General features: G+C 55.7%; 15 protein-coding genes. 10 read left to right on the top strand and 5 right to left on the bottom strand.

What is annotated here, in order from left to right; genetic code table 11:
- The first annotated feature begins 91 nt into the window (after window positions 1–91).
- Genes DFO57_RS07020 through DFO57_RS07010 form a run of 3 tightly spaced genes read left to right on the top strand, consistent with a single transcriptional unit; the run spans window position 92 to window position 2,678 of the window.
- Window positions 92–1,303: an MFS transporter gene (locus DFO57_RS07020; protein WP_015701218.1), complete on the top strand. Its 1,212-nt coding sequence runs from the start codon at window positions 92–94 to the stop codon at window positions 1,301–1,303.
- Window positions 1,304–1,318: 15 nt separating this feature from the next.
- Window positions 1,319–2,209, top strand: coding sequence for a siderophore-interacting protein (locus DFO57_RS07015; RefSeq protein WP_015701219.1), 891 nt, complete (start codon window positions 1,319–1,321; stop codon window positions 2,207–2,209).
- Window positions 2,210–2,246: 37 nt separating this feature from the next.
- On the top strand, window positions 2,247–2,678 hold the full coding sequence (locus DFO57_RS07010; protein WP_105077052.1) for a GFA family protein: 432 nt from the start codon (window positions 2,247–2,249) through the stop codon (window positions 2,676–2,678).
- A gap of 35 nt (window positions 2,679–2,713) precedes the next feature.
- On the opposite strand, the gene DFO57_RS07005 is transcribed toward DFO57_RS07010, so the two are convergent.
- Window positions 2,714–3,583: a LysR family transcriptional regulator gene (locus DFO57_RS07005; RefSeq protein WP_105079527.1), complete on the bottom strand. Its 870-nt coding sequence runs from the start codon at window positions 3,581–3,583 to the stop codon at window positions 2,714–2,716.
- Between the two features lie 98 nt (window positions 3,584–3,681).
- Between DFO57_RS07005 and DFO57_RS07000 the strand changes: the two genes are divergently transcribed.
- Window positions 3,682–4,191 carry a phenolic acid decarboxylase gene (locus DFO57_RS07000; RefSeq protein ID WP_015701223.1) on the top strand — a complete coding sequence of 170 codons (510 nt, stop codon included), beginning with the start codon at window positions 3,682–3,684 and terminating at the stop codon, window positions 4,189–4,191.
- A 208-nt stretch (window positions 4,192–4,399) separates the two neighbouring features.
- The gene (locus DFO57_RS06995) at window positions 4,400–4,720 is read left to right on the top strand and encodes a hypothetical protein (protein ID WP_013024243.1); all 321 of its coding nucleotides are present in this window, start codon (window positions 4,400–4,402) and stop codon (window positions 4,718–4,720) included.
- Between the two features lie 10 nt (window positions 4,721–4,730).
- On the opposite strand, the gene DFO57_RS06990 is transcribed toward DFO57_RS06995, so the two are convergent.
- The gene (locus DFO57_RS06990; protein ID WP_105079046.1) at window positions 4,731–5,966 is read right to left on the bottom strand and encodes an FAD/NAD(P)-binding oxidoreductase; all 1,236 of its coding nucleotides are present in this window, start codon (window positions 5,964–5,966) and stop codon (window positions 4,731–4,733) included.
- A 185-nt stretch (window positions 5,967–6,151) separates the two neighbouring features.
- Between DFO57_RS06990 and DFO57_RS06985 the strand changes: the two genes are divergently transcribed.
- Genes DFO57_RS06985 through dsbG form a run of 5 tightly spaced genes read left to right on the top strand, consistent with a single transcriptional unit; the run spans window position 6,152 to window position 9,922 of the window.
- Window positions 6,152–6,943 carry a sulfite exporter TauE/SafE family protein gene (locus tag DFO57_RS06985; RefSeq protein WP_029570883.1) on the top strand — a complete coding sequence of 264 codons (792 nt, stop codon included), beginning with the start codon at window positions 6,152–6,154 and terminating at the stop codon, window positions 6,941–6,943.
- Between the two features lie 17 nt (window positions 6,944–6,960).
- Window positions 6,961–8,244: a bifunctional sulfur transferase/dioxygenase Blh gene (blh, locus tag DFO57_RS06980; protein WP_110015206.1), complete on the top strand. Its 1,284-nt coding sequence runs from the start codon at window positions 6,961–6,963 to the stop codon at window positions 8,242–8,244.
- A gap of 36 nt (window positions 8,245–8,280) precedes the next feature.
- Complete coding sequence (locus tag DFO57_RS06975; RefSeq protein ID WP_072137749.1) at window positions 8,281–8,706, top strand: YeeE/YedE family protein; 426 nt, start codon at window positions 8,281–8,283, stop codon at window positions 8,704–8,706.
- A 15-nt stretch (window positions 8,707–8,721) separates the two neighbouring features.
- Complete coding sequence (locus DFO57_RS06970; RefSeq protein ID WP_110015205.1) at window positions 8,722–9,156, top strand: DUF6691 family protein; 435 nt, start codon at window positions 8,722–8,724, stop codon at window positions 9,154–9,156.
- A gap of 13 nt (window positions 9,157–9,169) precedes the next feature.
- The gene (gene dsbG / locus DFO57_RS06965) at window positions 9,170–9,922 is read left to right on the top strand and encodes a thiol:disulfide interchange protein DsbG (protein WP_014595108.1); all 753 of its coding nucleotides are present in this window, start codon (window positions 9,170–9,172) and stop codon (window positions 9,920–9,922) included.
- A gap of 6 nt (window positions 9,923–9,928) precedes the next feature.
- Here dsbG and DFO57_RS06960 read toward each other — a convergent pair whose 3' ends face one another.
- The 3 genes from DFO57_RS06960 to DFO57_RS06950 are packed head-to-tail and all read right to left on the bottom strand — an operon-like array spanning window position 9,929 to window position 13,754.
- The gene (locus DFO57_RS06960; protein WP_013024236.1) at window positions 9,929–10,945 is read right to left on the bottom strand and encodes a substrate-binding domain-containing protein; all 1,017 of its coding nucleotides are present in this window, start codon (window positions 10,943–10,945) and stop codon (window positions 9,929–9,931) included.
- 29 nt (window positions 10,946–10,974) lie between these two features.
- Window positions 10,975–12,384 carry a sucrose-6-phosphate hydrolase gene (locus DFO57_RS06955; RefSeq protein ID WP_110015204.1) on the bottom strand — a complete coding sequence of 470 codons (1,410 nt, stop codon included), beginning with the start codon at window positions 12,382–12,384 and terminating at the stop codon, window positions 10,975–10,977.
- Window positions 12,384–13,754: a sucrose-specific PTS transporter subunit IIBC gene (locus tag DFO57_RS06950; protein ID WP_013024234.1), complete on the bottom strand. Its 1,371-nt coding sequence runs from the start codon at window positions 13,752–13,754 to the stop codon at window positions 12,384–12,386. Before DFO57_RS06950 ends, DFO57_RS06955 begins: the two co-directional genes overlap by 1 nt.
- Window positions 13,755–13,806: the final 52 nt, after the last annotated feature.

Raw genomic sequence — 13,806 nt, 5'->3', positions numbered from 1 at the left:
CGATAACAGTTCTCATTATCAACGACAATTGTTAGAATTGGCGGAATAAATTTTACAAATACATACAACAAAGATACGGGTTAGCAACATTGTGACATCTCTTGAACTGACCGCTACGCCACAAAAAGCCTTACCTAACTGGCCTTTAGCATTAAGCGCCGGACTGCTGGGCGTCGGACAGAATGGTTTGCTGGTGGCTATCCCGATGCTGGTTGCGCAGACCAGTTTAAGTCTTTCGGTCTGGGCGGGATTGTTAACGCTCGGCTCTATGCTGTTTTTGCCCTCATCGCCGTGGTGGGGAAAACAGATTGCGCGTCTCGGCAGCAAACCGGTCGTGCTTTGGTCACTGGCCGGTTATGGCGCAAGTTTTTTGCTACTCGCTATGGGCTGCGCACTTCTTTCCACGCGGGCGGTCAGTGCTCCGATTGGATTAGGTATATTAATTATTGCCCGGGTGATTTATGGCCTGATGGTATCGGCGATGGTTCCGGCGTGCCAGGTCTGGGCGCTAAACCGTGCCGGTGAAGGCAAGCGCATGACGGCGCTGGCGACCATCAGCTCCGGTCTGAGCTGCGGCAGGCTGTTTGGCCCGCTGTGCGCTGCCGGAATGTTAGTTATTCATCCGATGGCACCGCTGGTGTTACTGGTCGTTGCGCCGTTGCTGGCGCTGGCTATGTTGTTGCCGTTGCGCGGTACCGAGCCACAGCCTGCGGTGGCGCGCAGGAATGCCCGCCTGCGCATCGATTGTCTGCCCTATCTGCTGTGCGCTCTGCTGCTGGCGGCCACGGTGAGCCTGATGCAGTTGGGCTTATCCCCGGCACTGGCCAGACAGTTTACCGGTGATACCGCCGCAATCAGCCATCAGGTTGCCTGGCTGCTGAGCGTGGCGGCCATCGCCTCACTGGGCGCCCAGTTTATGGTACTGCGACCCCAGTTACTGACGCCGCTTGCGCTGTTGCTGAGCGCAGGGCTGTTGATGTCTCTGGGTCTGGCGATGATGCTGAGCACACCGCTCTGGCTGTTTTACACCGGCTGTGCCCTGCTTTCGTTTGGTGCTGCACTGGGTACGCCGGCTTATCAGCTGCTGCTAAATGACAGGCTGGCAGACGGTGCCGGTGCCGGCTGGATAGCCACCAGCCATACCTTAGGCTACGGATTGTGCGCGCTGCTGGTTCCCCTGGTGTCGCAGTCACAGGGCGCAACGGCGCTGATCGCTGCCGCATTCAGCGCTGCCCTGCTGTTCGTGGCGATGTCAGGTGTGATCTGGCGTGCACGTCGCCGCTCAACCTTATCGGCTCATTAACCAAAAGGAACGACGATGGCTGAAGCCCATAGCTACCGCCTGTTTGACGTAAAACTGGCACGCAAGCGTCATCTTTCTCCCTCAATGCTGAGCCTGGTGTTCAACGGGCCTGACGTGGCGCAGATGAAGTCTGACGCGCCCGATCAGCGGATCAAAATTTTGCTGCCGGCGGAAGATGGCAGCATGCCTGCGCTTCCCAATGATGGCGAGTGGTACCAGACCATTCTGTCGCTGCCAAAAGAGAAGCGTCCGCTGTTGCGCACCTATACGCTGCGTCATCTCGATCCTGAGCGCCAGGAGTTGACGATTGAGTTTGTCAGCCACGGTACGGAAGGCCCGGCATCGGCCTGGGCAATCAATGCTGAACCGGGTGACGGCCTGGTGATCGTTGCGCCCAATGCGGCCTGTGAATCTGACAGCGGCGGATATGAATGGACGCCACCGGATGCGCTGCGTAATGCGTTACTGATTGCCGATGAAACCGCATTACCCGCGGCGAAAGGCATTCTGGAAAGACTGTCCAGACAGGAAAATCCGCCTCGGGTTCAGGCCTTTTTTGAAGTCCCGGATGCGGAAGATTGCGTCGATCTGCACGCCTATACCTTTGCCGACATCGTCTGGTTGCCGCGAAAACCTGCATTTGCTTCACACGGGGAATGCCTGGTTGAGGCAATAAAATCCCGGGTTAACGTTCCCGATGGCGGCCGCCAGCAGGACGTGCAGGAAGAGGCAGAAGGCGAATTGCTGTGGGACCGTGCTCAGGGCCGCAATACGGAATTTTACGGTTGGGTAGCGGCCGAATCGACCGTGGTGAAGCTATTACGCCGCCACCTGATAGGGGAGCGCGGCGTCGATCGCGACGCGATTAACTTTATGGCTTACTGGGCCAAAAAGCGGGCACACTAAACATCGCCTTAGGGTTGGCGCATTCAGGGAAAAAAGGATGATTTCTGGACGTTGTTTATGCGGAACGGTCGTTTTCAAGCTGGCTCAACAACCCAGCCATTTTTACCGCTGTCACTGTTCGCTTTGCCGCCGTCAGACCGGTACCGGCCATAACCTGGCCACGCTGGTTCATGCCGATCAGTTTAGCTGGCTGGCCGGTGAAGCCGATATCAGCAGTTGGCGTCGCCCGCAGGGATACCGTAATGACTTCTGCAGGCACTGTGGCTCGACGGTGCCGAACCTGTTGCGCGGCCGCCCCCTGATCTGGCTACCGATTGGGCTGTTAGATGAAGACCTCGCGTTGCAGTGTGCAGCCGATTATTGCCTTGAGGATGCAATGTCCTGGGACGTTAAGGAGGTAAAAAACGGATATCCGCACGCGCCAGATTCGCTGGATGCCCTGCTCCTTGCGTTGAACGGTGACAAATAGCCCCTGAAGACGCGTTCCTCATCGCGATCCCTCTGTCACGAACGGGTGGCGTTTTTCAGCAGATCGAGCAGGGTAACAATTTGTGGATCCAGCGTCAGGATATCTTTCTTAATCAGTAAGTGCAGCGGGGTGGCACGACGAACGCCGTGCTGTAAAGGCAATATTTTTAGTGTTCCCTGCGCCAGTTCATGTTCGATGCGCTCGAAGGGGATCCAGCCATAACCCACCTGGTGCACCACCGCCTCTACCGCCGCCTCAATAGTCGAAAACGACCAGTAATCGCCATTGCTGCTCTCATCCTGCACGGTGAAATGTTCCCGGTCGGCAATGCGAATCAGCGGATACTGTGCCAACCGTTCTTCATCCAGGATGCCGCCATGCTGATGCAAGGGATGGTCGCAGTGCGCCACGGCGACGAAATCCACATTCATCAACCACTCTCCCCGCCCGGCCATATCCTGGCGCTGGGTCACCACCATCACGTCGGCCTCGGCGTAATCGGTGTTGGTTTCCAGCACCTCGGTCAGGTTGATCTGAGTATGAGGATGGCATTGCTGAAACGCCTTAAGGACGGAAAACAGTCGGCGACGCGGAAAGATGCTGTCAACCACCAGATCCAGCTTTGTTCTGACGCCGCTGCGTATTGATCCCGCAAACGCCTCCAGTGAATGAAAAGCTTTCAGTAGCGGGCGCACCTGCGCCAGCAGCAACTCGCCTGCGGGCGTCAGCACCGCCTTGCGCCCCTCTGCATGTAACAGCGTAATCCCTATGCGCTGCTGCAACATAGCAAGGTTATAGCTGACGGATGACTGACTGCGGTTGGTCAGACTCGCCGCTCTGGCAAAACTGCCCTCTCGCACCACCTTGTCCAACAGGCTCCACTGCTCCAGTGTGGTTTTATGCATAACCCATCCAATTTTTGAATCAATTTCATCATAAATTAGCGTTTTTAATTCACAAAGTGAATGGGTAAGCTGGTTTCAACCACAGAGGAGAACAAATAATGAGCAAATTCGACAAACACAATCTTGACGGTTTCATCGGTAAACATCTGGTTTATACCTATGACAATGGCTGGAATTACGAGCTGTATATTAAAAACGAAGACACCGTCGATTACCGTATTCATAGCGGCATGGTGGGCAACCGCTGGGTGAAAGACCAGCATGTCTATATTGTCTGCGTCGGTGAAGACATCTATAAAGTGTCCTGGACTGAACCGACCGGCACCAGTGTCAGCCTGATTGCCAACCTGGGCGACAAGCTGTTTCATGGCACCATCTTCTTCCCGCGCTGGGTCATGAATAATCCTGAACGCACCGTCTGCTTCCAGAACGATCATCTGGACGAAATGGCGCAGTACCGCGATGCCGGCCCGACTTATCCAATAGAAGTCATTGATGAGTTCGCGACTATCACCTTTGTCCACGATGCGGGAAAAAATAACGATGACGTGATAGCCTGCGCGGCGAGTGAATTACCTGCCAATTTCCCTGAAAATTTGAAAAAATAATTAGCTATTAAAAGGGGAACCCCTCTTTTTTTTTTAAAAAAAGACGCACACAGCAATTTCGAATTTATCAGAGCCGCTATTTTTCTTTTTTTAGAAACCATCGTCGACGACATATTTTCTTTCACTCATCACATTTATCCGATCCTCACGCTGTTTTATTCTGAGCCATTCGTTTTTCGCCCGTCGCGATAACAACCTGAGGCCCAGAATGAAAATCATTTTGCATGTACCTGATAAAAATCGCATTGCTCACGCCCTGGCTAATGCTGGCAATCTGCTTAAAGAAGAGGATTTTGACGGGGATATCGCCATCGTTTTTAATGGCGACGCGGCAGGTGATGTGACTGGCAGGACGATTTCAGATGCCCTTAAGAATGCGCCGAGCGTGACGCTGTTACTCTGCAATAACGCCCTCCGGGCACAAAATATTGACGTCAGCATGCTGCCATCCCACTTTCGCGTCGTGCCCGCCGCCATAACCTACATTATTGAACAGCAGTCGCGGGGCGCTTTATACGTTCGCCCCTGAACGGCCTTCACTACAGGGGTTTACTTTTGGCCAACCACTCAATACCGCGCAGCATACCAGCCCAATAAAAGCGCGGTAAAAACCAGGCCTTTAGCCACCATGCTGCGCGGCTGGGACGGGCTGAATGGAGCGGAAAGGTCGGCAGCAGGCGGTTGCCATAACCAAACTCAGCCAGCACGACTTTGCCTTTCTCCACGGTGAGCGGACACGAACCGTAGCCATCGTAACGCGTTTGCGGGATCGCCCCGTTAACGACCTGCCTCAGGTTTTCGGCCACGACCACGATCTGTTTACGCGCCGCTGCGGCCGTCTTGGCGTTCGGCGTTGAGCAGCAATCGCCCAAAGCAAAAATATCGGGCCAGCGGCTGTGCTGCAGCGTTTCTTTATCGACATCACACCAGCCTGCAGCATCCGCCAGACCGCTTTCGGCAATAAAGTCTGGCGCAGCCTGAGGCGGGACAACATGGAGCATATCGAACGGCAGGGTGACGTCACGCGTGCTGCCGTCGGGATCGGTGAGAGTAAACGTCGCCTGCTTATTGATTCCATCAACGGCAGTAAGCGTATGTCCAAAATTGACCTGCGCCTGATATTTCTCCAGATAGGCCTTCAGCGGCGGAACAAATTCGGGCACGCCAAAAACGACCTGACCTGCCAGGCAGAACTGAATGTTGATCTGTGCCAGACGGTCCCGTCGCAGCCAGTAATCGGCGGAGAGATAGAGCGCCTTCTGCGGCGCACCCGCGCACTTTATCGGCATCCCTGGCTGGGTAAAAATGGCTTTTCCCTGCTTCAGGTTTTGCACCAGTTCCCATGTATAGCGCGCCAAATCGTATCGGTAGTTTGACGTTACGCCGTTGCGGCCCAGGGTTTCACTCAGGCCCTTGATTTTATCCCAACGAAGCATCAGACCGCTGGCGATAATAAGATAGTCGTAACCTATTTTTTGGGCTGTCGCTGTTTCAATATATTTCAGATCAGGTGAAACATGCGTCACGGCATCTTGAATCCAGTTCACGCCCGACGGAATAACGTCACTCATGCGTTTTCGGGTTTTTTCAGCGGAAAATAATCCGGCACCCACCAGTGTCCAGGCAGGTTGATAATCATGTTCTTCCTTTGGCTCAATTAGCGTTATTTTGATGTTTTTAATGCGTTTCTTAATACTTGCGATGACGCCAATTCCAGCTGAGCCACCACCAATAACAACAAGATGCGGGTGATGGGGATTATTTTTATCATTCATGCAGGCCTCCCTTTCATTTAACCGTAGTGGATAGCAGCACAGATATAAAGCAAATCAATAGACTTTAAAGTTATAAAAAAAACCTATTATAACATTTAGCTATATGATATAGCAAAAAGAAATAATGAGTTGACAGTCATTTTTACGACCTCTTTAATAGCGTAAAAATAACGCCAGGAATGAAAATGATCATTCAGGAATTCACCCATTTTTCAGCCCTCACGGTGAGCCTGTTAATTGTAACAGGCATCGCCGTAGGCTTTTTTCTGGCGCTGACCGGCGGCGGCGGATCGGTCATGTGCGTGCCGCTGCTGCTGTATCTGGTGAAGGTACCCGACACGCATCGGGTCATCGGCACCAGCGCCATTGCGGTGGCGGTCAGCGCCCTGATCAATCTGTTTGCCCATAGTCGTAAAGGCAATGTCAGATGGGCAACGGGTGCGAGAATTTCTCTTGTGGCGGTCTGCGGCGCACTGCTCGGAGCCGAACTGGGAAAAATCGTCAGTGGACAATACCTGCTACTGCCGTTTTCCCTTTTGATGTTCAGCGTGGCGCTGATGATGCTGAGAAAACAGTCTCCTTTGCCCGGTGCCTCCGCGCCAGACAGGCACTTTGCCCCCGCTATCGTCTGGGGAAGCGTACTGCTGCTGGGCATACTGGCCGGATTTATGGGCATCGGAGGAGGATTTTTAGTGGTGCCCGCGCTTGTCTGGTTGTTCCGCTTACCCATGGTGGAGGCGATAGCAACCTCGCTGATGGTGGTGTTCGCCATGGGGATCTCGACCAGCGCAAGCTATGCCCTGGCGGGCAAAGTCTCTGTGGTGATGACAATCTACCTCATTGCTGGCGGCCTGCTGGGCGGCTTAGTCGGTGTCGCGGTGGCCAGCCGGCTGAAACACAATGCGCGCGCGATCAATGCCGTCTTTTCAGCCATGTTGATCGTGATGGCCTGCTACATGTTGCTTAAAAATCTCTGAATAAACGGGAACAGGTTATGAATATCCGCCATTTTAATGCGCAAATCGCGTTTTCCGATGCACCACTTGCAGAGGATTTCAGCCAGTTGCACCAGTTGGGCTTTGACGTTGTGGTTAATAATCGGCCTGATGAGGAAGAAGGCCCCTTTCTGCCTCATCAGCAGGAAAAGGCGCTGGCTGAGCAACTGGGCATGGACTACGTCTACATGCCCTTCACCTTTGACACGCTGAGCTGGGAAGACGTTGAGGCTTTTCATCGTCGGGTTAAACGCGGTGCAAAAATCTTTGCACACTGTCGGAGTGGTGCGCGATCGCTTAGCCTGTTTTTACTGCATGAGTTACGCGAAGGCCGGATAGATGAGGCCGAATTTCGGGCTACCTGCCAACAGTTTGGTGCCGATGCCGATAAGCCCCTGGCCTGGTATGCAAACAGGCTGCGCCATCCGCCTCAGGCAGAGGTGTACCATTTCTATGAACCGGAGAGCGGAAGCCTGCAATATGTGATTGCTGACGGACAAACCCGGCGCTGCGCCATCATCGATCCGGTGCTGGACTTTGATCGCCGCTCGGGAGCGGTATCCTTTCAGCAGGCCCAACGCATACTGGATTTTATTCAGCAAAAAAACTGGCAGGTTGCGTGGGTTCTGGATACCCATCCTCATGCCGACCACTTCTCTGCCGCCGCCTGGCTGGCCGGGAAAACCGGTGCGCCTACCGGCATCGGTGAAAAGGTCACTGAGGTGCAAAGGCTGTGGCAAACTCTCTATAACCTGCCCGGTCTGACGCCAGCTGAGAAAATCTGGGACACCTTATTCAGGGACGGCGAGGTGTTTTACATCGGCAATCTGCGGGGTGAAGTCATTTTATCTCCCGGCCACACGCTGGCGTCGGTGACCTATCACATCGCCGACTGTGCTTTTATCCACGACACGTTTTTTATGCCCGACAGCGGCACAGCGCGGGCTGATTTCCCCGGCGGCAGCGCTGCCGTATTATGGGACAGCCTGCAACGCATTCTGCAGTTACCTGACGACACACGTTTATTTACCGGTCATGATTATCGCCCTGACGGGCGCGACGTGCAGTTTGAAAGCACGGTACGTGAGCAGCGGGAAAACAATCCGTGGGTGGTTGATCAACATCAACAGGATTTTATTGCCCGGCGGCAGCAGCGTGATGCCACGCTCCCGCTTCCTGAACTGATGCTGATGGCACTGCAGGTCAATATCAACGGCGGACGGTTACCTGAACCCGAGAGCGATGGCGAGCGCTATCTGAAAATCCCGCTAAACCGCTTTTAACGCATGACGTAAGCACTGCACTGGGAAGGGGGGATAATGCATATTGACCTGATTCATTTTACGCCGCTGCAAAGCCTGGTGGGCGGGCTGCTGATTGGCGCGGCGGCGGGCATGCTGGTGCTGTTTTGTGGCCGCATAGCCGGTATCAGCGGCATTCTGGGCGGTCTGCTTAAACGCCGCTCATCAGACAAGCCCTGGCGGCTGGCCTTTATTGCGGGTCTGGTCCTGTCGCCGCTGGTGTTCCAGCTGTTCAGCGCCCTGCCCGCCATTGAAACTGAAGCGTCATGGGGACGTCTGGTACTCGCCGGCGTGCTGGTGGGATTGGGTGTTCGCCTGGGCTCGGGCTGCACTAGCGGTCACGGCGTATGTGGATTATCGCGGCTGTCACTGCGCTCACTGGTGGCGACGCTGGTCTTTATGTTAACCGCCATGCTGACCGTTGGCGTGATGGGCCACGGGTGAATATCAGGAGGAACAATGGCCGTTTTATTTTCTCTGCTTAGTGGGCTGTTATTTGGCACGGGCTTAATCGTCAGCGGCATGGCGAACCCGGCCAAGGTTCTGGGTTTTCTGAACATTACCCGCGCCTGGGATCCCTCTCTGGCGCTGGTGATGGGCGGCGCGATTACCGTCGGGCTGGTGGCCTTCTGGCTGGCCTCCCGACGTGAGCGTCCGGTCTTTGGCGAAACCTTTCATCTGCCCGGCCAGCGCGCGCTGGATAAAAAACTGATCGCAGGGGCTATGCTGTTCGGGATTGGCTGGGGGCTGGCAGGCATCTGCCCCGGTCCGGCGCTGGTGCTGCTCGGCGGCGGAGTGCTTAAGGGCTCAGTGTTCCTGATCGCCATGCTGGCAGGCATGCTGCTCTTTGAGTGGCTCGACAGCCGCACCGCCTCACTTTCATCACGACGTTAAGAGACAGGGATTAATGAAAACGTTCAGGATACTGGTTTCCGCACTGCTGTTGAGCAGCACGACCCAGGCGGCTACGCTGCCCGCCCCCGTCCAGCAAATTGAAAAGCAGGGCGTGGAAATCATCAAACCCTTTAAGGCACCCGGCGGGGTTCAGGGCTGGCTGGGTCAATATCAGGGAACCGGCGTCACCATTTACCTGACGCCAGATGGTCAGCATGCGATTTCGGGCTATATGTATGACGCGCAGGGCAATAACCTCAGCGAAAAAATCATCAATGATGAAATTTATTTGCCCGCCGGACGTGCCATGTGGAAGCAACTGCAGGCCATGCCGGGCATCAAGGAGGGAAGCGCTGAAGCCCGCTGTCAGGTCGTGGTCTTTGCCGATCCGTTCTGCCCCTACTGCCGGACCTTCTGGCAGCAGGTGCAGCCGCTGGTACAAAATAACTCGCTCAGCATCAAAACCCAGCTTGTCGGCATTCTTAAGCCCGAGAGCGGACGCTACGCGTCTGCCATTCTCGCGGCGGCCGATCCTGCTAAAGCCTGGCAGGATTTCGAACGCTCGCAGGGTAAAAATAAGCCGGCCTTCCCAGACAGCACGCCGCGCGCGCTGTTTGATCAGATTCAGCATAACCAGGCGCAGATGCAGGCGTTAGGGGCCAACGGCACGCCCGCTATCTACTACCTGAATCATGAACAAAAGCTGCAACAGATTGTTGGCCTGCCTGATAAACAGCAGATGGCCGATCTGGCCGCCTGTCGGTAAGCGGCGTTAACGCGCCAGAGATGAACGGTAGCGCAGCCTGGCGGGCAAGATAATCTGTCTGTCCGCCGGTTCATGCCCCTGGATCATTTGGCTAATCACGGAAAAGCACTCCTGCGCCAGGCGCGGTACGTTCTGTTCTACGGTATCGATATGCAGTGACAGCGAATCATACAGGTAGTGATCGTCGAAACTGGCTATGTGAATATCACTCTCCAGCAGATGGTGCTGGCTCATATAGCGCAGCACCCCTTCCAGCAAACCGCAGGCGGCGGTAAACAGCGCCTTAGGTGGCCTGCCAAGACGGGCACACAGGGCCGCAAACATTTCATAGCCGCTGCTGGGATGGTAGTTGCCCTGAATAATCCATTCCGGCCGGGGACTTACTCCCGCCCGCTCCAGCCCCTGCATAAAGCCGGCCAGACGATCTTTGGTCGGCGACAGTCGTGGCTGCCCGCCCAGGAAATAGACCTCATCGGGATGAGCACGCGCCAGGCGCTCTACCAGCTCGGCGGTCGGCGTAATCGAATCGGTGATCACCAGCGGCAAACTGCTGTTATTCACGTGGCGGTCAAACAGCACGACCGGCAGCTGTTCACTCAGCTTCAGATAGTCGCTGTCGCTCTGCTGGCTTGAGGCGACGATCAGGCCATCAACCTGACGCGAGACCAGGTTGTTAACCACCAGCGTTTCCTGGCTGGCATTTTCATCGGTACAGGAGATCAGCAGCTGTAGCCCGGCTTCACGGCAAAGGTTCTCTAGCGCGTGAGAGAAAACGGCGAAACCGTAGTTGGTGATCTCCGGCACCACCAGCCCTAACGTATGGCTGCGGTTTTCGCGCAGCAGACGGGCATGGATACTGGGTAGATAATGGTGCTGTTGCGCAAGAGACATCACGCGTTCGCGCGTCTCTTCTGCCACGCGCAGCTCTTTACCGCGCCCGTTGAGCACCAGGCTGGCCGTGGCTTTTGACACCCCGGCCAGCGCAGCGATATCACTGATGGTCACGCGCTTTGTTTTTTTCACGTCGGTGCTTCGTTCAAGGAAACAAGGGCTTATTCTACCATGCAGGATCGTAACGACCAGTAGCAGGCAGTGACTTCTGCGCTGCCACTCAGGCGTAAACGGGCAGGATGCTGCGGGAAGTAGCGGCTACTCATCACGCCTTCGCCGTCATTGATAAAAATCTCGACGCTGGAGTGATCGCACAGAATATGCAGTTTGCGCGCGCTACCGCACCAGTGACGATAAAGCCATTCGCCGTTTTCCAGACTGCGGCGTGCCAGACAAAGCGTCTCCTGATGCCAGCTCAGCCGGAGCGTATCAGCAAAGTCCAGCGTGATATCGCCGCCGGACGTCAGCACCAGCTCAAGACGTCGGGCCGCCATCTCCGGTGCGCCATCCGCAGGCCCGCGATAGCGTTGCTCGTCCAGCCGCAGCGCCTGCAGCTCGGCCACCGGCTGCTGATAAAGCCGCCCGTCCCGCTCGGTCAGCTCACGTATACAGGTCATCTGATGAATCCAGCCAAACGCCACGGTAGGCTGGCGCATTTCTTCGCCGTCCGGCACGCCCATCCAGCCCACCAGCAGCCTGCGCCCGTCCTGGGTTAACGTGGTTTGCGGGGCATAAAACTCAAAGCCGGCATCCAGTTCATTAAAGGCACCGTGCGAGTAATGCGCGTTCTCATAGTCGAGCGTACCGCTGAGCCATGCGCAGGGATGGGTATTCAGATAGCGCTTCTCTTCCCGGGGAATGCCCTGCGGGCAGCAGATCAGAAACGTCGAGGCTCCCAGGGTAAACATGTCAGGGCATTCCCACATATAGCCCGCCGCGCCTAATCCGCCCAGGCCACTTCCCGCTATTTCGCCCAGGTTCTCCCAGTGGCGCAGATCGCTGGCGCGCAGTAACAGGACTTTGCCCTGTAACTGCGCGTCCTGCGCGCCCAGCACCATGTACCAGTACCCGCCATGCCGCCAGACTTTGGGGTCACGGACATGACCGGTGTAGCCTTCAGGCAGCGGGATAACCGGCCCCAGCTTGTCGAATCCGCCCTCACCGTTCTGCACGGCCAGGCACTGCCAGGCGGTACGTGAGCCGCCCTCAAATTTAACATTCCCCGTGTAACATAGGGTTAGCTCGCCATTGTTGTCCACCGCACTGCCGGAATAGCATCCGCTGCGGTCATACTCTTCATCGGGCAACAGCGCGACCGGCTCGTGTTCCCAGTGCAGTAAATCCGCTGAACGCCAGTGGCCCCAGCATTTGTGCTTGTGCTCGCAGGCCAGGGCATTCCACTGATAGAACAGATGGTACTGTCCGTTGAAGTGGATAAAGCCATTGGGATCGTTAAGCAGCCCGGTAACTGGCGCCAGGTGCCAGCCCGGATAGTGGCTGTCCTCCCGCGCCCTGGGCTGGCCTTTCATTACCGCCTTAAGCATGGCGGGGAGCAGGTTTTTCAGGGCCATTATTCAGAATCCGTTTTGTACTTGAGCAGGAAAGCGATGACAAAGGCGACACTAAAGGCGATCACCATACCAATAATATAATTCAGCAGCGAACTGGCCTGAACAATGGCCATGCCGGGTAAGCCAGTCAGCCCCACTGCGGTCATATAGACCTTAACGGAAACCACCCAGGCACCGCCGATGGCACCACCGATCAGTCCGGCAATAAACGGCTTCATAAAGCGCAGGTTGATACCAAAGATGGCGGCTTCGGTAATGCCCAGCAGGGCCGAAAAGGCTGAAGGCAAGGTAATGGCTTTGATTTTAGGATCCTTGGTTTTAAACCACACCGCCAGACAGGCACCGCCCTGCGCCACGTTGGCCATCGCCCAAATCGGCAACAGGAAATTGACGCCGATTGAAGGATTACCCAGCAAGCCCGCTTCAATGGCGTGGAAACTGTGATGCACGCCAGTAATCACGATAACGGAGTACAACCCGCCAAACAGTAATCCGGCCAGCCAGCCAGCATGAGCAATCAACGTGCTGAGCACGAAGGAGATGCCATCACCCAAGGCACGCCCCGCCGGACCAATAATCAGCAGCGCCACAAAGCCAGAAATAATTACGGTCAGGAACGGCGTCAGAATCAGGTCGAGCGCGTCAGGGATGATGCGCCGTAACTGTTTTTCCAGCAGGCTCATAAACCACACGGCCAGCAACACCGGAAACACCGTGCCCTGGTAGCCGATCATCGCGACTTCAATCCCAAAGAAGTTCATGGTGTGGAACCCGGACGCCACGCCCCAGGCATTGGTCAGCGCCGGATGGGTCAGGATGCCGCCCAGCGTCGCCCCCAAAAACGGGTTACCGCCAAACTCACGTGCTGCCGTAAAGCCGATCAGGATCGGCAGAATAATAAACGCCGCCGAACTGCACATATCCAGCATGATATACAGGGCATTTTCCGGGTTCACCCAGCCATAAGTTTTGACCATGCCCAGCAGGCCCATGAGCAGGCCGGACGCGACAATGGCCGGAATAATCGGCACGAAAATATTCGAGAGCAAACGGGCGATGCGCTGGAAAGGATTGAGCTTGCGGGCCGCGATATCGGCGGCTTCAGATTTACTCGATTCACTGATCCCGGCTTCGGCGACAAAGGCGGCGTAGACTTTGTTGACCACCCCGGTGCCAAAAATCACCTGCAGCTGTCCGGCATTACGGAAACAGCCTTTTACCCCGTCGATTTTACCGATCGCGCTGGTATCCGCTTTGGCGTCATCGACCAGCACCAGCCGGAGCCGGGTCGCGCAGTGCGCCGCGCTGGCAATATTCTCTTTGCCCCCCAGCAACGGCAGTAATGCACGGGAGATTTGTACGAAATCCATAAAAAACCTCTGTTTTATCATGTAATAGTGTCGGCCCGGCTGAAACGGCCCC

Source organism: Pantoea sp. AG702 (assembly GCF_003182295.1).
In the GTDB taxonomy this organism is placed as follows: domain Bacteria; phylum Pseudomonadota; class Gammaproteobacteria; order Enterobacterales; family Enterobacteriaceae; genus Pantoea; species Pantoea ananatis.
This window is presented reverse-complemented; position numbering and strand designations above follow the sequence as displayed.